General features: G+C 51.6%; 18 protein-coding genes and 1 pseudogene. 13 read left to right on the forward strand and 6 right to left on the reverse strand.

What is annotated here, in order from left to right; genetic code table 11:
- Positions 1–138: 138 nt before the first annotated feature.
- The 3 genes from ACEPPP_RS05940 (at position 139) to ACEPPP_RS05950 (ending at position 5,061) form a co-directional block, all read left to right on the forward strand.
- Positions 139–1,101, forward strand: a complete 963-nt coding sequence (locus ACEPPP_RS05940) for a tyrosine-type recombinase/integrase (RefSeq protein WP_374090122.1) — start codon at positions 139–141, stop codon at positions 1,099–1,101.
- 745 nt (positions 1,102–1,846) lie between these two features.
- Positions 1,847–2,026, forward strand: a complete 180-nt coding sequence (locus ACEPPP_RS05945) for an ATP-binding domain-containing protein (protein ID WP_374090123.1) — start codon at positions 1,847–1,849, stop codon at positions 2,024–2,026.
- A gap of 95 nt (positions 2,027–2,121) precedes the next feature.
- The gene (locus ACEPPP_RS05950) at positions 2,122–5,061 is read left to right on the forward strand and encodes a UvrD-helicase domain-containing protein (RefSeq protein WP_374090124.1); all 2,940 of its coding nucleotides are present in this window, start codon (positions 2,122–2,124) and stop codon (positions 5,059–5,061) included.
- A gap of 49 nt (positions 5,062–5,110) precedes the next feature.
- Here the strand turns inward: ACEPPP_RS05950 and ACEPPP_RS05955 are convergent.
- Together ACEPPP_RS05955 and ACEPPP_RS05960 are read right to left on the reverse strand one after the other, a co-directional pair.
- Positions 5,111–5,277, reverse strand: a pseudogene (locus tag ACEPPP_RS05955) (DNA polymerase V subunit UmuC); the annotation flags it as partial.
- Positions 5,277–5,690, reverse strand: coding sequence for a LexA family protein (locus ACEPPP_RS05960; protein ID WP_374090897.1), 414 nt, complete (start codon positions 5,688–5,690; stop codon positions 5,277–5,279). The gene ACEPPP_RS05960 and the pseudogene ACEPPP_RS05955, both read right to left, overlap by 1 nt.
- Positions 5,691–5,975: 285 nt before the next feature.
- Here ACEPPP_RS05960 and ACEPPP_RS05965 point away from each other — a divergent pair, with 285 nt between their 5' ends.
- The 8 genes from ACEPPP_RS05965 to ACEPPP_RS06000 all read left to right on the forward strand — a co-directional run bounded on the left by ACEPPP_RS05965 (position 5,976) and on the right by ACEPPP_RS06000 (position 11,462).
- On the forward strand, positions 5,976–6,170 hold the full coding sequence (locus tag ACEPPP_RS05965; RefSeq protein WP_374090125.1) for a hypothetical protein: 195 nt from the start codon (positions 5,976–5,978) through the stop codon (positions 6,168–6,170).
- A 70-nt stretch (positions 6,171–6,240) separates the two neighbouring features.
- Entirely contained in the window at positions 6,241–6,918 is a 678-nt protein-coding gene (locus tag ACEPPP_RS05970) for an SOS response-associated peptidase (protein WP_374090126.1), read from the forward strand.
- A 6-nt stretch (positions 6,919–6,924) separates the two neighbouring features.
- The gene (locus tag ACEPPP_RS05975; RefSeq protein ID WP_374090127.1) at positions 6,925–7,350 is read left to right on the forward strand and encodes a very short patch repair endonuclease; all 426 of its coding nucleotides are present in this window, start codon (positions 6,925–6,927) and stop codon (positions 7,348–7,350) included.
- 3 nt (positions 7,351–7,353) lie between these two features.
- Positions 7,354–8,538 carry a DNA cytosine methyltransferase gene (locus ACEPPP_RS05980; RefSeq protein WP_374090128.1) on the forward strand — a complete coding sequence of 395 codons (1,185 nt, stop codon included), beginning with the start codon at positions 7,354–7,356 and terminating at the stop codon, positions 8,536–8,538.
- Complete coding sequence (locus ACEPPP_RS05985) at positions 8,535–9,299, forward strand: GIY-YIG nuclease family protein (RefSeq protein ID WP_374090129.1); 765 nt, start codon at positions 8,535–8,537, stop codon at positions 9,297–9,299. Before ACEPPP_RS05980 ends, ACEPPP_RS05985 begins: the two co-directional genes overlap by 4 nt.
- Positions 9,300–9,945: 646 nt before the next feature.
- Entirely contained in the window at positions 9,946–10,326 is a 381-nt protein-coding gene (locus tag ACEPPP_RS05990) for a VOC family protein (protein ID WP_374090130.1), read from the forward strand.
- Positions 10,327–10,456: 130 nt separating this feature from the next.
- Complete coding sequence (locus ACEPPP_RS05995; protein WP_374090131.1) at positions 10,457–10,957, forward strand: hypothetical protein; 501 nt, start codon at positions 10,457–10,459, stop codon at positions 10,955–10,957.
- 148 nt (positions 10,958–11,105) lie between these two features.
- Complete coding sequence (locus ACEPPP_RS06000) at positions 11,106–11,462, forward strand: hypothetical protein (RefSeq protein WP_374090132.1); 357 nt, start codon at positions 11,106–11,108, stop codon at positions 11,460–11,462.
- Positions 11,463–12,150: 688 nt separating this feature from the next.
- Here ACEPPP_RS06000 and ltrA read toward each other — a convergent pair.
- The 4 genes from ltrA to ACEPPP_RS06020 all read right to left on the reverse strand — a co-directional run bounded on the left by ltrA (position 12,151) and on the right by ACEPPP_RS06020 (position 16,477).
- The gene (gene ltrA / locus ACEPPP_RS06005) at positions 12,151–13,632 is read right to left on the reverse strand and encodes a group II intron reverse transcriptase/maturase (protein WP_374089592.1); all 1,482 of its coding nucleotides are present in this window, start codon (positions 13,630–13,632) and stop codon (positions 12,151–12,153) included.
- A gap of 1,037 nt (positions 13,633–14,669) precedes the next feature.
- Positions 14,670–15,068, reverse strand: coding sequence for a DUF6527 family protein (locus tag ACEPPP_RS06010; RefSeq protein ID WP_374090133.1), 399 nt, complete (start codon positions 15,066–15,068; stop codon positions 14,670–14,672).
- The gene (locus ACEPPP_RS06015) at positions 15,058–16,251 is read right to left on the reverse strand and encodes a ThiF family adenylyltransferase (protein WP_374090134.1); all 1,194 of its coding nucleotides are present in this window, start codon (positions 16,249–16,251) and stop codon (positions 15,058–15,060) included. Before ACEPPP_RS06015 ends, ACEPPP_RS06010 begins: the two co-directional genes overlap by 11 nt.
- Complete coding sequence (locus ACEPPP_RS06020; protein ID WP_374090135.1) at positions 16,226–16,477, reverse strand: multiubiquitin domain-containing protein; 252 nt, start codon at positions 16,475–16,477, stop codon at positions 16,226–16,228. Before ACEPPP_RS06020 ends, ACEPPP_RS06015 begins: the two co-directional genes overlap by 26 nt.
- A gap of 237 nt (positions 16,478–16,714) precedes the next feature.
- Between ACEPPP_RS06020 and ACEPPP_RS06025 the strand changes: the two genes are divergently transcribed.
- On the forward strand, positions 16,715–17,032 hold the full coding sequence (locus tag ACEPPP_RS06025; protein ID WP_374090136.1) for a helix-turn-helix domain-containing protein: 318 nt from the start codon (positions 16,715–16,717) through the stop codon (positions 17,030–17,032).
- Positions 17,032–17,895 carry an ImmA/IrrE family metallo-endopeptidase gene (locus ACEPPP_RS06030; RefSeq protein ID WP_374090137.1) on the forward strand — a complete coding sequence of 288 codons (864 nt, stop codon included), beginning with the start codon at positions 17,032–17,034 and terminating at the stop codon, positions 17,893–17,895. The genes ACEPPP_RS06025 and ACEPPP_RS06030 overlap by 1 nt, the downstream gene beginning before the upstream one ends.
- The last annotated feature ends 94 nt before the right edge of the window (positions 17,896–17,989 follow it).

A 17,989-nucleotide genomic window follows, 5' to 3' on the forward strand; every position in this document is an offset into this window, starting at 1 on the left:
GGGGAAGGGGACGGTCCTGATGCGCCAAATAATTCCAAAAAATCTACGCCAAATAATTTAGAAAATTACACATCAGGACCGTCCCCTTCCCCGTCTTTAACTATTGATAACCGATTTTATCAAGAGTAAGATGACCCCATGAACGAGCCTAAAAATCCGATCCAAACGATCACCCAAAACCGGCTGCTGACCGCCGAAGCATTTTTGCGTCTGTCTGATGTGCCGCCCGAAGTCGAATGGTTCGCCAACCTGACCAACAAGGCGACCCGGCGCGCCTACGAAAACGCGATCAAGGATTTCATGCAATTTACCGGCATCCAGCAAGCGGATGAATTTCGCGTGGTGACCCGGGCGCACGTGATCGCCTGGCGGGACGACCTGGTGCGGCGCGAACGCAACGGCAGCACGATTCGGCATCGGCTTTCTGCGTTGGCGTCGCTGTTCGATTACCTGTGCGAGAAAAACGCCGTCACCCATAATCCAGTCAAGGGCGTCAAGCGCCCCAAGAATGACAGTCTCGAAGGCCGCACCCCGGCGCTGGGCGACCACCAGGCACGCAAATTGCTTGACGCGCCGTCGGGGGCGACGCTGCGCACCCTCAGGGACAAGGCGATCCTGGCCACCCTGCTCTATCACGCGCTGCGGCGCGAGGAACTGTGCAAGCTGACCGTGAAAGACTTCACGCATCAACGGCGCGGCGTGCCGCACCTGAAGGTATCCGGCAAAGGCGGCAAGACCCGCTACGTGCCGTTACATCCGGCCGCCGGCGGCCTCATTCATGACTATCTGGAGCTGGCCGGACACGGCAGCGAGGAAGCCGGTGCGCTGTTTCGGCCGCTCAGCAACAACACGAAAACCGGATCGAAGGCCATTACGCCCGACGGCATTTATAAGCTCGTGCGCGCGTATTCGACCGAATTGGGCTTTACGATCGGCGCGCACTCACTCCGGGCCACTGCGGCGACCAATGCGCTCGACCACCAGGCCGACATCGCGAAGGTGCAGGAATGGCTCGGCCACGCCAATATCGCTACGACACGGATTTACGATCACCGCAAGACCCGGCCGGAGGACAGTCCGACGTTCAAGGTGAATTATTGACGTGTGATAGGTCAACAGGAGCCAAAAAGAACAAGCTTGAGCTATTGAAATTCTTACTTCAAACTCTATTATGTTTGGGCTCTATGAGAAAAAGGAGGTTATTTTGACCAAACTTTTGAGCGACCCGGAATTACCTTAAAGCGTTAGGTGGCACGGCCTCCGGGTAAAACAGCGAGATAGGCGTTGAAAGGCGTAAAGGCTTCGGCCTCGTGCAACGATTTGATCGGTGCGTGGCCCCCCATGCCTAATGGGTGAGCGTAAATCATGGAATACAACCACGGACGATTAGCCATACGGACGGACCCTCCTATCCGGGCCGAGCCGTACAAAACAAAAAAGCCCAGGCCATTGCTGGCTTGGGTTTTTTTATTGTATGTGCTGTCTTATCTGTAAATGGGCTGGCCGCAGAATTAGGAAAATATCGTACGCTAAGATGTGCCTGCGAGATTGGATACCTTGCTCTGTCTGGCTTTGTCCGGTTGAAGTACACTTCAACCAGGCGTCAGACATATCGGCAAAAACGCATCAGAGTAGGGTTGGTTTCTGCATTTCCTGACGCTCTTCGTGCCTGATCTAAGGCTTCAACCTGACACCTTACGACCTTGGCGTACTATTTTTTCCGTTTCGTGAGTTGACCCCTTTAAGTAAGTAGCGTTTAGTGTGTAACAGGATTGCGGGCTTTTCTTTTCAAAGCGTTTGAACAAGAGACAGAATGAACCCAATTGTCTCATGTTGAAAAGCGGTCGTGGTGATTCCGCTGGCCATGCAGCATTACATGCTCTTGGAGCGGCACCTGCTCTATACCGGCGTGACGCGCGGGAAGAAGCTGGTGGTGATCGTCTCGCAGCCGAAGGCCTTGGGCATGGCGGCCAGGATACAGCGATCGCAGAAGCGGCTGACGAATTTGGTTGCGCGGCTGAGGTGAGGAGCGGCGCCTGGCGTGTTGGAAGGGATGTTTTGAAACTTGCTATACTCAGGGACTACAGCCGATAAAGGCAAAGACGAGCAAAGGGTCTGTCCTTGAAGAGAGCATCAACATACCTGTTAAATTACCGCATCGGCTGGCTGGCCGCTTTTTTCGCAGCCCATTCCAATTATGATTCTATCTCCTCTGTGGACGATGGCGTTCTGCTGAATAACGGCAAGACGCAGCAACAAATATCGTATCTGTCCATTGGCAAAGGCGTTGCTTTAGAGCCTGGCATTTTCTGGGACGTTTTGGCGTTTCATCTCGAAAACGGCGAAATTATCCGCATTGGCGGGATCGGTAAAAAGCAGTCCCAGTATTTGCAAGCCGGCTTGGACCAAACAGCCAGGCGTTACCTATCAGAGTTTTTCCAGCGCATGGTTCCGGAGATACAAGCCGCTTCCAGGCAAGCGCGTGTTTTGTTTTTTGGAAATCGCTATATCCGTAAAGCGGTAGCAAGGCAATGGCTGCAGGCCTACGGAAACTTGGCCAAAGGGATACAGCGCAAGGATATACAGCGATTTTTGCCGGCAGATGCGGTCCGGGAACTGCAATTTATCCGGCCGCTGTTGAGTGACGGCTACGACGCGATCGAGCGTCTGAACGAATCCTATGTCGCGCGTCAAATAGAGGCATTCAATGTCTTTTTCGACGGTGTCGAAAGCAACCCGCTGACGACCAACCAGCGCCGGGCCTGCGTGATCGATGAACAGCACAATCTGGTACTGGCCGGTGCCGGCACCGGCAAGACCAGCACAATGGTCGGGCGGGCCGGCTATTTGATCAAATCGGGGCACGCCAAGCCGGAACAAATCTTGATGCTGGCGTTCGCGCGCAAGGCCGCCGAGGAAATGGACGAGCGCATTCGTTCGAAGCTAGGCATCGAGACGCTGACCGTGAAAACCTTTCACAGTCTCGGCAAGCACATCATCGCCCAAGTCGAAGGAGAGGCACCCGCTATCGACAAAATGGCCGAAGACGAGCATTTGCGGGCCAGGTTCGTCGACCAGCAAGTCCAGCGCTTGATGCAGGACGAGCAATACAAGTCGCGCCTGATCGGCTATTTCCTCTATTACAGCTTCCCGTACCGAAGCACTTTCGAGTTCAAAAGCCTGGGCGAGTACAACAATTACATTCTGGAAAACGACATCCGCACGCTACAGGGCGAGCTGGTGAAAAGCTATGAAGAGTGCGAGATTGCCAATTTGCTGTATCGGCAAGGCATCGCGTATCAGTACGAGGCCAATTACCAGGTGAACACCGCGGGGCCGGATTACCGCGTGTATCAGCCGGATTTCTACTTGCCCGATTACGGCATTTATATCGAGCATTTCGCTGTCAATGAACATAATCAAACGCCGCCTTTCATCGATCAGCAAAGCTATCTGGCCGGAATGGCATGGAAACGGGCTTTGCATCAAAAATATCAAACCCGTCTGATCGAAACCTACAGTTACCAAAAGCAGCAAGGCGTATTGACTCAATCGCTCGAGCAGCAACTAAAGCAAGCGGGCGTAGCGTTTCAGCCATTACCCAACAATGAACTGCTGCGGCAACTGAATCAGTTCGGGCAGGTGTCGCAGTTCAGCCAATTGCTGGCCCAAATGCTCGGGCTGTTCAAAGCCGCAGGCCTCGACATCAAGCGCCTGGTTTCTTTGGGGCAACAGCACAAAGATCGCGACCGGATGCGCGCGGCGGCGTTGCTGTTCGAACCGGTTTATGAGGCCTACCAGCAGCATTTACGCGAAACCGGAACGATCGACTTTGACGACATGATCGGCCGGGCGATCGAATACGTGGAAGCCGGTCAATACCGGTCGCCGTACAGCTATATTCTGGTGGACGAGTTCCAGGACATATCGTCGAACCGTGCGCGCCTGATCAAGGGGTTGCGAGACCAAAACCCCGGCAGCGGCTTGTTTTGCGTCGGCGACGATTGGCAATCGATTTACCGATTCACCGGCAGTGATGTCTCGATCACCAAGGAATTCGAGGCGCACTTCGGCGATACTGCCATCAGCATTCTGGACCTGACTTTTCGTTTCAATAACAAAATCGGGGACGTGGCGTCGCGGTTTGTCATGCAAAACCCGACGCAAATCGCCAAACAGATCCGCAGCCATGCGGTCATCGAGCAAGCGGCCGTCTCGCTGATCAAGACGAACAGCGATCAGGTCGGTTTGCATGCGGCGTTATCGACGATCAACGGCAAAGTATCGGAAAATGCCAGCGTGTTGATACTGGCACGGTTTAACTTCAGGAAACCGGATTTGGGCCAGTGGAAGCGACAATATCCCAATCTGAAGCTGCAATTCATGTCGGTGCATGCCTCGAAAGGTAAGGAAGCCGATTATGTCGTTGTGTTGGGTCTGGAAAAAGGCAAGAACGGCTTTCCATCGGAAAAATCGACTCATCCTGTCTTGGAATTGCTGTTACCGCCAGCGGAAGCCTTCGCCCATGCCGAAGAGCGACGCTTGTTCTATGTGGCTCTGACCCGAGCCCGGCATCATGTCTATCTGGTTTGCGACGCTGATAAAGCATCCGTTTTCGTCCGGGAGCTGATCGATCGACGCTACGATATTCGCGTCGACGAATTTATAGGCGAGGGCTTTCAGGATAAGATCGCCGACATTCCCTGCCGCGCATGCGGGACCGGCTACATGGTGCCCAGGGACAGCCAGCACGGCAGCTTTTTCGGATGCAGTCAATATCCTCTATGCACTCATACCGAATCGGCCTGCCAATGGTGCGGCGGCGGTTTGCGCGAAAAGGGCCGATTCCGGGGTTGCGAGAATAAGCGCTGCGATTACGTCGAGCCGGTTTGCCCAGAATGCGGCGGTAAGATGTCCTTGAGAAAAGGGCCTTACGGCCAGTTCTGGGGATGCTCGCATTACCGGAAAGGCGCCGAGTTCTCATGCAACCACACAGAACAATTCATCGACTTGAAAGCTGCCAAATACAGCAGCCTCACCTATAAAGATTACAGCACCTGATTAACGAGCATTGCTACGATAGACAAGGAAACGCGAGGATGAACACCCACCCCCTTTTGATGCCTAAATCCTTCACTTCCTGGCTGCGGGCGACGATGCGCCGTCATTATTGCTGAGCACCGCCACCACCGGCTTGCCGATCAGATCGAGACGGAACACGCGCTCGCAACTCACGTAGACGTTGTTGCAGTCGACCAAGGCGAGGAGCGGCGGCATTACACGGAATGGACGACATTGGTCACCACGCCCCAGATCACCATTTCCAACTCTTCGTGAATGGCGATATCGGCATAGGCGGGATTCTCGGCTTTCAGCTTCCATTGCTCGCCGTCGCGTTCCAGGCGCTTGACGGTCAGTTCGCCGTTCAAGGCGCAAATGACGATCTTGCCCGATACCGGCTCGATCGAGCGGTCCACGACCAGAATGTCGTTCGGGTGAATGCCCGCGCCGAGCATCGACTCGCCCTGGGCGCGCACGAAGAACGTGGCCGCCGGCTTTTGCACCAACAGCTCGTTCAGATCGAGCGATTTCTCGACGTAATCGTCCGCCGGCGACGGGAAGCCGGCCGCCACTTTGCCGGTGAACAGCGGCAAGGCAACCGAGGCGGGCGTTCTGGTGGGAAAGAGGATCGCCGCAGAACTACCGGAGAACGGCTCGAATCGCCGCTTTCTGGCTTCGAGCAGGGCCTTGACGTTGGGCAGCAGGCTTTCCGGCACGCGAATGGCTTGCGTGCTTTCGCCGTAGGCGGACGAGCCTTTTTTGCGGCCGGCGCCGGGCCGCTTGCCGCCGTGGTTATTTTGGGTTGTTTCTGGCATGATGATGTTTATCTTGCATATTGATTAGTGTACAATAATCAAGAATTGATGGCTGGTCAATAGCCAGCATTAGCGGCAAATTTACGAATAGGAGGATTTATGGAGCTTGGCACCGAATACATTCGCTCAGTTTCTTCTTGGGACTCCGGCGGGGGCATAACCGTCGATATTGTCGAGCTGTCGGACGGCAGGGTTCTCGGCATTACCGATGAGTCCGTGGTTCTGTATCCGAACATGGAGGCTTTGGAGTCAGGCGAGTCCGATGACGCGGCGGGCGTGATCGCGCTTGCTTGAATGGGCAATCAGCCTGAACCGCCATTGAGTGTGTTCGGGTTCCTAGCTCAAACAACACAAGTCATTTCTGATGTGCGGACGCTTCGCGCTGTATAGCGACTCGTTTTCTTTGATCAAGCGCTTCGAGGCCGACGCGCTGCCGGAGCTGTGCCCGCGCTACAACGTAGCGCCGACGCAGAGCATTCCGATCGTGCGCGAGGAAAGCGGCAAGAGGCGATTCGCGTTGGCACGGTGGGGGCTAATCCCGCATTGGGCGAAGGACATGGACATCGGCTACCACACGATCAACGCGAGAGCGGAGACCGTGGCGAGCAAGCCCGCGTTCCGCAATGCGTTCCGGTATCGGCGCTGCCTGATTCCGGCGGACGGGTTTTACGAGTGGCAGGTTGTTCCAGGCTCTAAAACCAAACAGCCCTGGTTTATCGTGCTGCGGGACCGCGAGCCGATGGCGTTTGCCGGGTTATGGGAGCGGTGGCGAAGCCCGGAAGGCGAGGATTTGGAGAGCTGTTCGATTATCGTAACGGACGGGAACGAATTGATGCAGCCGATTCATGACCGGATGCCGGTTATTTTGGCGCCTGGCGACTGGGATACCTGGCTCGAAGCGGAAACCAAAGATGCGGCAGGCCTTCAGGGGCTGCTGAAGCCGTACTCGGCTGAAGACATGGAGGCTTGGCGGGTTAGCATGATGATCAATAGTCCAAGGAATGATTCGGAGGAGTGCTTGAAGCAAACAAATAAAATATAATGGAACATGGCTGACACCCTTACCCCAGAGCAGCGAAGCGAACGCATGGGACGTATTCGCGGGAAGGACACTAAGCCCGAAATGATTGTTCGCCGCCTTGTGCATGGCATGGGTTACCGCTATCGACTTCATCGACGCGACCTTCCCGGTTGCCCTGATCTCGTATTTCCACGATATAGAAAAGTATTATTTGTTCATGGATGTTTTTGGCACTGCCATCCAGACCCCATGTGCAAACTTGCGCGGCTACCAAAATCGCGGTTAGACTTTTGGCAACCGAAACTGGAAGGTAATCGTCGACGTGATGGAGAAAACGAGGCGGCTATTTTAGCGCTTAACTGGCGCTTCATGATTGTTTGGGAATGCGAACTTAAAGACACTCAAAGTCTTGCGAAAAAAATAAAATCGTTCCTAGAAGAGGAGAACAAATAGGAAATGCGTGCAGTTGAACTTTTCGCCGGCGCGGGCGGCTTGGGTATCGGCGTGAGCCGCGCGGGTTTTAGTCCCGCCGCGATCATAGAATGGAATCACTATTGCTGCGATACCATACGCGAGAACCAAGCGACAGGCTTAAAACCCCTCGTGGATTGGCCTCTAACCGAGGGCGATGTGCGGAATTTCGATTTCCGCGGAATTCATGGCGAAATTGATCTCGTTTCTGGTGGCCCTCCATGCCAGCCATTCTCCCTTGGAGGCAAACACCGCGGATATCTCGATGACCGCGATATGTTTCCCCAGGCTATCCGCGCTGTTCGTGAATTGCAGCCAAAGGCTTTTGTTTTCGAGAACGTCAAGGGTCTGACACGGGCGAGCTTTGCTAGTTATCTGGAATATATCCGCCTGCGTCTTACCTATCCTGAAATGGTGGAGCGCCGCAGCGAGGAATGGGAAAAACATCTTGCCAGGCTTGAGCGTTACCACACGCAAGGGAAACACGACGGATTACACTATAACCTTGTCATGCGTCTGTTGAACGCCGCGAATTATGGCATTCCACAACGTCGCGAACGTGTTTTTATCGTTGGATTTCGCGCCGATCTTGGCATTGAGTGGGCTTTCCCAGAGGAAACACATAGTCAAGACGCCCTTTTATGGTCGCAATGGCGAACGGAAGAGTATTGGGATATACACAAGGTTTCCAAACGTCAACGTCCAGAGGGCGGAAAGGGGAAAATCCGCGGGATGTCCCTTAATGAAAAACCACCGCTTGAATCGTGGCGCACGGTGCGTGATGCTATTTCGGATTTGCCCGATCCCGAAACAAAGCCGCATGCCGCCGCGAAATTCCATAACCATCGGTTTCAACCCGGTGCGCGTAGCTATCCAGGACACACCGGAAGCCCCTTGGATGAACCGGCAAAAACCCTAAAGGCTGGCGATCATGGAGTCCCCGGTGGTGAAAACATGCTTTTGCGGCCGGACGGCTCTGTCCGATATTTCACGGTGCGCGAGAGCGCGAGACTTCAAACTTTTCCGGACGACTTCTTGTTTCATGGCTCCTGGACGGAAACCATGCGGCAGCTTGGCAATGCTGTGCCGGTCCAGCTGGCGGCGATTATCGCCGGCAGCGTGAAAGCGCATCTCGCCTTGGCTAACGTGACGACCGCGGGCATGGCATGACAAAGGGATATGAGGAATTCGAGTTTGATCTTCCCAGTGCCTTGCTTATCAATCTCGTAAAGCTATTCGACGAAATGGATTCATCCGCATTATCCATCTGGAACGTGGCAAGCATTCCAGAGGAACAAGGGGTCTACCAGCTCTTGCATAAAGACTCGCTGGTTTACATCGGCAAGACAGATGCCGAGGCGGGACTGAAAAAGCGGCTTGATCGTCATGCATGGACTATCCAACACCGCCACAATCTTGATCCCATGGACGTAACCTTCAAGGCGGTGCGGGTGTTCGTTTTCACCGCGATTGATTTGGAAACACAGCTTATCAAGCATTACGGCGCTGAGAACATCGTATCATGGAACAACAGTGGCTTTGGTTCAAACGATCCAGGCCGCGAGCGAGACACGACTACTCTTAAAGCAGAAGGATTCGATGAGCTGTTTCCGGTAGATATCGACAGAGAAATTGAATTAAATCTTTCCGCGCCGACGTCGGCGGCGGATGCCCTGAAGGCGCTTAAGGAGGCATTGCCCTATACTTTCCGTTTCGAGACTGCGGGAAAACGTAGCCGAAAACCGCATCTAGATCTGACTGATACTCCCATTGATCGATTACCAAAAGCCAAAACAACACGGTTAATCATCGAGACCATCGTGAGCCAACTACCGGCGGGCTGGCAGGCCACGGCGCTTCCAAGCCGCGTAATTCTCTATAAAGAGAAGCGTGACTATATACATGGAACGATCATCGCGAGATCGTTGTAATGGATTTAACGGTCAATTCAATTAAAAATTTGAAGCTCGCACTATCTCCATTGGCAAAAAATCAGATCATCTGAGACCTGATCCTACATAACAAAACATTGTGAATCCATACTATATCTATGCGCTAAAGGATCCTCGCACTTCACCCGCACAGCCTTTCTACATTGGCAAGGGCACCGGAAACCGCGCATGGGAGCACACCCTGCGGATTGATAGTTATAACGGCTTGCATTTGAAAATGGCCGGGCTCGCATTTATCGCCTATTTCGGCTCAAATTAAGTGAAAATGAAAATACAGTCCGGCTCAGAGCTCGCATTCAATTTTTCCCAGGCTCACTTTATCTGCAAATGAAAGCAGGCTACAACCGCTCAAGTTCAGATGGTCACTCTCTCATTAACGGTAAAAAACGACCCTTTTCGGTCTTTCACGGCTTACTCATTGAATGTCTGTTCAATATCAATGTGCGGCCCCTTGTTCAGGAAGGGTATTTTTCTTTAGCAGTAGGAGGTTGATATCAATAATAAAATACCGTAGCATTCATGTTAACAGATTGTCAGAGTGGCGTTATACGCCGATAATCGTAAATTAATATACACCTAAATAGGTGTCTACTTAACGTTATGTGACGAACAACGGGGAAGACGTGTGCCGAAACTAAATCAAGTCCGCTGCGTGTTAGCCGTCAACGACTACAAAAAATCAGCGGAGTTCTACCGAGAGAAACTTGGGTTCAAACTCGACTTCGAAGTCGAAGGTTGGTTTTTCCTTTCGAGAGACAACTTTAAGGTAATGCTTGGACATTGCCCAAATGAAGTACCAGCCTCGAAAATTGGAAACCATTCGTGGTTTGCTTACGCATACATGGAAGACATAGACGGTTTACACTCAGAATACAAAGAACACGGTGTGAAGATCGTGCAAGATATTGCCGATCAGCCGTGGGGAGTGAGGGAATTTTGCATTGAAACTCCTGACGGGCACCGAATTATGTTTGGTCAAGACCTTGAACAGAAAAACGTCACATAACATGGCGCTCAAAGGGACGTGCCGTTCCGTGGGTTTTGTAGGTTTGTAATTTATCAAGCTTTGGGGCTTCGTTCACCGTCCGTGAACGGCACGCCCCTTAGCTTTACGTTAGGTATCGTGGGTTACTGCTATGCAATTTGAATGGAAACCTGATTACGACGCACTTGTCGATCAATTTTTGAAGCTACACTTCGCGGGCGCGGGAGGTATTACGTCGTTATTTCCCTGCATGCGCAATGAATACCCTTGGGCCTCACACCGTCCAGATGTCATCGATTCACGAATACCCGCCAAGAACAACACTGAATACCACGGGCTTGAGCGGCACGCTTGGCAGTATCATGCAACCGCCCAATACGAGTTTGCTTATCATCACTGGTTGCTTGCCGCCTGCTGGCGTCGCGAAGATGCTATGGCAAACAACTTTCAGGACGAAAAACATGAAAAGGCGGTTCGCTATTGCGTCAAGCAAGCCCTCTATAACAAAGCTCTTCATGAGTGGCAGCAGTTTCCGAACGCTAAAACTCCAGTGCCGGAGGACTTTGAATTGATCAGCGCTGATATCGAAAAGAAGGAATACAATGCATTGAGCGAAATCGAGAATGCCCTTGCAAAGAGAAACAACACCTAACATTACGCTCAACCGGAGCGCGGTTATAATGCGGTTTTGTTTATTCAGCTTTCCGGGCCGCGCCCGGTTAGCTTTACGTTAGGGGGCTCATCTGAAGATCAACGGCGTCGTAGCTGCACTGATACTCGCAACTCATTCCGCTCTCGTCATGGCGCAGCAGGCACCCCAGTCGTTCTCCAAAATCTCAAAGCCTCAAGTAGAGTTCCTCGCCGAGCAAGATGGCGAGTTTGAGAAACATGTCAAGGCAGCATTTGTGCGGGTACTCGGTGCACACAAGGGCGTCCGAGAGGCATACCTTGTACTGGCAGGCTACGGAGGCTCAGAGAGAAGCGTCGTGCTGTGTCTGTTGGCACCTGACGCAACGCCTCTGCCCATTGTTGAAGCTGTGCAATCGGAGTTCCGTAGCCTTGCCGGCCGCGACATGTATATGGACATACTCTTTCTTACGTCATCGCAGCGCGAAGAAGTCATACGAATTGCGCGCCCTTTCTATGCCGCCCCCTAACCCCTCTATCGAGCGGACAGCTTCCGGCAGGCTGCGCCTGCCTGCCGCAGCCGCTCATGTAGAACGTTAGTTTCAACACTTATTCTTTTTGTTGGACTGCTTGGCACCTTTACTAACGGTGCTCTAAAAGAATACGACAAACGTCTTAAAGTCCTTGAGAAGGAAAGGAACAGCGGCGAATGAATTGCCGCATAACAACGCGCTCCTGCCGACATCGGCAGGAGCGCCGCCGCACCTAAACCCGAGCGTTACAACAGGCAGCTTTAGGAGAGTGACCAGCCGTTTATTTTTTCTCTTTAATCGGCAAGTTATTGCCGACTGCTGTCAGCGTCCCATTTAGGTCTACCCATATGAGACGCCGCCATTGATACAAATATCGTGTATCAATAGGGTTAAATTTAGGTTTTGAGGCATTCCAGATTGAAAGCCTAGACCTTAATGAGACGAAATCAGGCTCATCCGACATTTGCAATTAATGTGGATCCATGACAATGGAATTCAAGCAGGCGCCGATAAATGCAAGCTCATTTGCAGATAATCTGAGCCCAGCGGCTATTTCGCCGGGTAAGGACAAGGCATTACTGCCTTGTCCTCCCCTAAGAACGGTGCGTGACAGTTTCCCGTCACACCGCTCAAGCCTTTATAAAAGCCGAGTTAACGACCCGGCAACCTGATTACCGTACTGAAGCTATTCTGCTTGTGCTACCATTCCAGACCACATGAACGGATTTACCCGGCGTGATGCTTTACGCTGGGCAAAATAGTCGTCATAGGCGGGATCATAGGGCGATGCGTCAGCTTTGATCTTGATATGCCGAACAATCGCCACCGAGGCGGCACTGAACAAGTCCAGCGGTATGGATGCTCCTTGCTTATCCTGAATCCGTGTTGAAAACAGCCAATTTTGCAGCCCTTGGCGGCGGAAATAGCGATTCCGTTTCCAGCGGGCCGATTTGTTCGGATGTCTCCGGTTGATCCAAGCGATTAACATCAGAAAAAGCTGGTGATCAATCCTGGAAAAGCTCTTTTTGGCTACGCCATGGCGGTAGTAGTTGGCCCACCCTCTCAGTTTCGGGTTTAAAAGCCGAATCAGGTGTTCCGTCTTTACCGTGGGGTTAGTTTTGATAATGGCTCTTATATCCGCTAACAAGGACTGAATCGATTGCTTCGCAGGCTTGGTCAGCAATTTGCCTTGGTATTTGCGAATATTAAACCCGAGAAAATCAAATCCCTCACTGATGTGCGTGATCTGCGTTTTCTCCGGCGAGAGCGTTAACCCGCGCTCCAATAGAAAGGCTTCCACGGCTGGCTTGACTTGCATCTCGAGCACTTCTTTCGAAGACCCGGTAATCACGAAGTCATCCGCATAAATCACCACATTGATTTTGTGATGACGCGGTGCTGCCTTGATAGCGACTTGTTCCAGACCGGCTAACGTCATATTAGCCAGCGTTGGCGAGGCTATCCCTCCCTGTGGCGTTCCAGCCAGCGTAGGAAACATCTCTCGCTCTTCCACATAACCGGCGTCCAGCCATTTCTCCAGGATGGTTTTATCCATCGGAATGTTGGCTTTCAGCCAGTCATGACTGATTTGATCGAAGCAGGCTTTGATATCGCCCTCGAGTATCCATTGCGGTGATTGTTTGCGTGCCAGGGCGTTAAAACATTGACTGATCGCATCGGCTGTCGACCTTTTCGGCCGGAAACCGTAGGCGTTGCGATTCCCTGTCATTTCCGCCACCGGCTCCAGAGCCAGCAAATACAGGGCTTGCATGGCCCGGTCGCTCATCGTGGGGATACTCAACGGCCGTTGCTTGCCGTTTTTCTTGGGGATATAAATGCGCCGCAAAGGCTGAGCCTGATAGCCTCTGCGCCTTAACGCCAAAGCCGCCTGCAATTTCTGTTGCGGCGTCTTCCAGGTGACGCCATCGATACCGGCCGTGTTCCGGCCGCGGTTTTGCCCAATCCGTTTGACGGCTAACAGCTTTGCCGCTAACGAATGGGTGAGCAGCCATTGTAAAGCTTTCACTTTACCCCAGCGCTGCTCTCGGGTTGCCTTTGCAATACGCAGCTGCAGCCGTCTCACCTGCATTGCCACAGCCTGCCAGTCGATGGCATCCCATGATAATGCGGCTGAGGATGCACCAACAGGCATCGCTGCCGTCATCATTTGCTTTTCCTCATAGGGTCGGTTCTACCTCTTCTCTTGCAATAAAAGACCCGTCGGACGTGGGCGCACTTTCGTACCGGGTAACGTTTAAACCCGTATCCGTGCCATTACAGCACGGCTTTCGCTTCTTCCGACATCCCAAACCCGCACCGCCCTAGGCGTACCTCACGGCACGCTGTCCCGGCCAAGGCCGGGAGCGATACGGGGTTTCCACGTTTCCCTTGGGAAGTACGCCGGGTTAGGTGCCTGCTGTCGACCGGGAAGCGTGTGGGTCACGAGAACGCAGCAAATAATCGTTCTGCCCGCTTCCAATACCTTTTGGTCAAGCGTATAAACCACTTCCGCTTGTCATTAATAACGATCTTTATTACAGGTTCAGATATCTTCACCGTACCAGCTATCTAGCACTCACCTGGTTTGTGGTTACCAGGAGGGTACATCTCTCGCGATTGGTACCCCACATGACTACCGTCATGCTTCGTTACGTTGTCAAGGCAGCTCTTTATTCATGCCCCTAGATTCACCCGGTGACACGGGTGGTTTCCAACAGCCTTGTGGAAACAACTTCTCCAAGCGACCTCGTGTCGCAAAGTTGCAGTTAATTCGAGCCCCAAATGGCGTTAAATGCGAGCCCGACCGGTTTCAAACGCGAGCCGTTACAGATAGTACACGCAAGGGCGAAAGAATCTCAGAAATCCAAACTGCTGGCCACGCCGTAGTCACGACGGTCCTAGCGAATGAGCTAACTGAGATAGGGGGTTGAGGCGCAATGGAACGGAAAACCGGGTTAGCTGCTTACCTGATTCGCTTTTGCGATAACATAAGCGAGTGGCGGAATTTTTCTCAATCAACTGACAAAAACCGATCCAAAACAACTGGTCAAATAGGCCTAACCGAATGACTATTTATTTGGCAAACCGGACGGGTAACCTACAGCTCCAGGCATTCGCGAATTTCAACAATCATTGCCATATTGGCTTCCTCGAATAAAAAATAGTAATAGATAAATGAAAACTTTTCTTCCGTGTGGGGATTAGTTACGAGAAAAAGCGCATTACCCAACGTAAAAGTTTTGCAAGAACCCCTTCCTTGCTGGCATACATCGCTTTGTAATATTCCTCCCTAAGCATTTGCTCCTGCTTTCGCCCGGCAGCGATCCGTTTATCGCTCCATCTGTCCGCCCATAGAATTTCTCCACGGCTAATTACGTAGTGCGACTTGCAAGCCTGCTGCCAATTGCCTACGGATGGCCAAAGACTCGGTCCCTCGCTTGTCTCTTCAATCGACCACTCAGTCGGACCGAGAGGGGTTCGAATCTTTGCGCCACATCCACAAGCGCATAGATGAGCGGCCGTGCCAAATTCGTATGAGACATACAAAATTCCTGGCTCCAATTGCTGTGGCATGTAATGAACTTTTTGCAGCTTAATCTTCATTGAAATTGGATTCCCCAGCAATCTTTAGATCGTCAATCCCAAATAGGAGATGGAGATTTGAAATCTCTTCAAAGTAGAAACCACGCAGCTGCTTATACCGAATGATTGCCAAACTTGCATTCAATGCGTTCAATTCCGCGATCTGAATATTTGTTCGATAAAGCCCTTCCGGACCGTCGTTGAGTTCCGCCAGCTGCCGGTCCCGCATCTCCGCCCCACTATCAGATGGATAGTACGTCGTTCGCACCATTCCCGTTAAGGTGCATTGCTTTCGGCTAAGCCCCATGCCGACATCAATAAAAGGAATGCCCTTGTCGATAAGTAACTCGAATATCCCTGCCCTGGACGAACCTTTATCAACACATACGAACGCGAAGGTAACACCATCTATGGCCTCGGAACTCGTGGCGTCCACATATTCAGGCATAATTCGAAGGCCGTTACGGAAGTTCTCATATCGCGATTGATAAACTTCGGCCTTGGATTTCCCTAGCTCGCCCGGGTCCAGTTTTCCAGGGGACCGAAAGGCATTGTGAACATGATAACCGTCCAGATCAAATGCTCGAATCTCGCGTACCGGCGTTTTGACCAGAAAATCCAAGAGATAGGCTCCTGTTCCTCCCAACCCGAATACCGCGACCACTTCGTTTTCAAACTTACCCGCCAGGTCAGTAATTTCCGCGCGACTTGTGAGCGTATCCTGGAATTTGAACACGTTGTTATCGTGTATATTGCTATCAACCCGGAAGGTATAAGGTGTTACTCCATATCGTTCAATGGCTGGGCCTGAAATGATGCCAGTATAGCTTTCTATCTTCGCGAAAAAATCCGAAAACTTACCTTCCACCTTGGGCTTGTTCGAGAACGATCGCTCGACCACCACGTCCGCACATTTTTCGCCGAGGGCCAATGGGGTTGGCCCTCCTCCCAAATTTGCAATAGGCGTTCCATCAAGTTGACAGGGATGTTCGCCGGCGAAAAAGACCTGGTGATCTTCCTGGGCAACGCGGTTTTGGTCAATAAACACCAGTTTAGTGACAAATGCTCCGTTCCGGAGATCCCCTTCCTTACCCAAGTAAGGGATATCCCGAACTACAAGATAATTGCTGTCGAAAGCGACTGCGTACCCCTTTTCAACCAGGCGGCGAATATCGTCGTTATGATTGACCAGTTTCTGAAACATAAAAAATCATTCCTTCTTTTACCTTTACAGTGGCCCCTGGAGTCAGAATGCCTTCCGGCTTGTTGCCATGACCCGCTTTATATCTAACCGAGTAGGTAATTTCTGGATGCTGCGCGTAATCTGGCACCTCAAGGGTGACAACTTCCGCGTAGGAAATTTCGCCTTTAGGCCATTCATGTGGTGTACCTTCCACCACGATCGTTACAGTTTTGTGCTCTTGCGTCATGTAAGTATCCTTGATAAATAAGCGGTACTGCTTTGGGTCGGTATAAGGTCGCTTCGTGAAATTTCACGATTCGATATAAAACTATAAAAAGTTCGGCATATCGAACTTTTTGGATATGCTACACCTCTTTCCTGATAAGTCAACAAAAAAGTTCGGAATGACGAACTTTTTTTAAGCTGCCATAATCTAATGTTATTCTTATTGCCATAATTACAATTATTTGGAGGGGCAATCACAATGGCGACACGCCTTGGCGAAAAACTGCACGAGCTTAGAAAGCAGAAGAAATTGACTTTAGAGGCTTTGGCAGAGCAAGCAGGTCTAAGTAAAAGTTACTTGTGGGAGCTGGAGAACAGGGAGTCACAGAGTCCTTCTGCCGAAAAACTAACTGCTTTAGCAGATGCGCTAGGCGTTGCAGTATCATACTTTATAGAAGAGGACGTTCGAGCCCCAGAAGAACGTCACTTAGATGAGGCATTTTTCCGTAACTATCAGAAGCTCGACGCGGACGCGAAAGAGCAACTTCGCAAGATACTAGAAACATTCAAGAAATAATGTCCCACGCCGAAATTTGGACACCACCCCGAGCCGCGAACAGAATAGTCAAAGTTGTCGAGGCAGTAAGCGGGATCCATGGAACGGATCGCTTCCCTCTAGACGTCACCCAAGTCGCGTTGGAGGCGGCAAACATATTTGGATGGTCCGACCCTATCAGCAGGGTACAGGCGGCAAATATCAAGGGGTTCGAAGGAGCACTTTTTACCAACGGCAGCCGCAACGAGTGGCTTCTCCTCTATAACGACACAATGGCATCACCTGGCCGCATCAGGTTTACCCAAGCCCATGAGCTTGGACATTACGTATTACATCGGACCTTGAGAGACAGCTTTCAATGCGGTGATTCTGACGTATTAAGTTGGCCCGGTGATGAAGCAAACCTTGAGACTCAAGCAGATGATTTTGCCTCGTATCTGTTAATGCCGATGGATGACTTTCGCAGGCAGATAAACTGTGATGTGGATCTAAACGTGTTAGGTGATTGCGCGGAGCGGTATGGAGTGTCCTTAACGGCCGCAGTATTAAAGTGGCTCAAGTTTACTGAGGAAAAGGCTGTTCTGATCATGTCCAAGAGTGGGTTTATCGACTGGGCATGGTCTAGTGAACCAGCATTGAAAGCAGGTGCCTTCTTTCGCACGAAAACTAACGTAATAGAAATCCCACAAGGAACAATAGCTTCGGACGATTCGATTCACATTGAGAGGGAGGGTAAAGAAGTACCCGTAATATCCTGGTTTCCGTATGCTGAAAAAGGAATTGCACTTAGAGAGATGAAGCTCAACATGGACCAGTTCGATTGCACATTGACTCTACTGATTTTGCCAAAATCGATAGAGGTTTGGCCCCCTTCTGAGCGTTGAATAGACATAGGTATCTGGCAGGGATGCTCTGGCCGACCAAAAAACGGCAAGGGCTACCACATGAGCCTCAATCTGATGGCCTTGGCTGCCGGCT

The organism is Methylomicrobium lacus (assembly GCF_041897535.1).
GTDB lineage: Bacteria > Pseudomonadota > Gammaproteobacteria > Methylococcales > Methylomonadaceae > Methylomicrobium > Methylomicrobium lacus_A.

Bases quoted from the DNA above. Each gene is read 5' to 3' on its own strand.
- ACEPPP_RS05970 (WP_374090126.1), top strand. From the start codon at position 6,241: ATGTGCGGACGCTTCGCGCTGTATAGCGACTCGTTTTCTTTGATCAAG.
- ACEPPP_RS06025 (WP_374090136.1), top strand. From the start codon at position 16,715: ATGGCGACACGCCTTGGCGAAAAACTGCACGAGCTTAGAAAGCAGAAG.
- ACEPPP_RS05940 (WP_374090122.1), top strand. From the start codon at position 139: ATGAACGAGCCTAAAAATCCGATCCAAACGATCACCCAAAACCGGCTG.
- ACEPPP_RS06000 (WP_374090132.1), top strand. From the start codon at position 11,106: ATGGCGCAGCAGGCACCCCAGTCGTTCTCCAAAATCTCAAAGCCTCAA.
- ACEPPP_RS05965 (WP_374090125.1), top strand. From the start codon at position 5,976: ATGGAGCTTGGCACCGAATACATTCGCTCAGTTTCTTCTTGGGACTCC.
- ACEPPP_RS05985 (WP_374090129.1), top strand. From the start codon at position 8,535: ATGACAAAGGGATATGAGGAATTCGAGTTTGATCTTCCCAGTGCCTTG.
- ACEPPP_RS06030 (WP_374090137.1), top strand. From the start codon at position 17,032: ATGTCCCACGCCGAAATTTGGACACCACCCCGAGCCGCGAACAGAATA.
- ltrA (WP_374089592.1), bottom strand. From the start codon at position 13,632: ATGATGACGGCAGCGATGCCTGTTGGTGCATCCTCAGCCGCATTATCA.
- ACEPPP_RS05995 (WP_374090131.1), top strand. From the start codon at position 10,457: ATGCAATTTGAATGGAAACCTGATTACGACGCACTTGTCGATCAATTT.
- ACEPPP_RS06020 (WP_374090135.1), bottom strand. From the start codon at position 16,477: ATGACGCAAGAGCACAAAACTGTAACGATCGTGGTGGAAGGTACACCA.
- ACEPPP_RS06010 (WP_374090133.1), bottom strand. From the start codon at position 15,068: ATGAAGATTAAGCTGCAAAAAGTTCATTACATGCCACAGCAATTGGAG.
- ACEPPP_RS06015 (WP_374090134.1), bottom strand. From the start codon at position 16,251: ATGTTTCAGAAACTGGTCAATCATAACGACGATATTCGCCGCCTGGTT.
- ACEPPP_RS05980 (WP_374090128.1), top strand. From the start codon at position 7,354: ATGCGTGCAGTTGAACTTTTCGCCGGCGCGGGCGGCTTGGGTATCGGC.
- ACEPPP_RS05975 (WP_374090127.1), top strand. From the start codon at position 6,925: ATGGCTGACACCCTTACCCCAGAGCAGCGAAGCGAACGCATGGGACGT.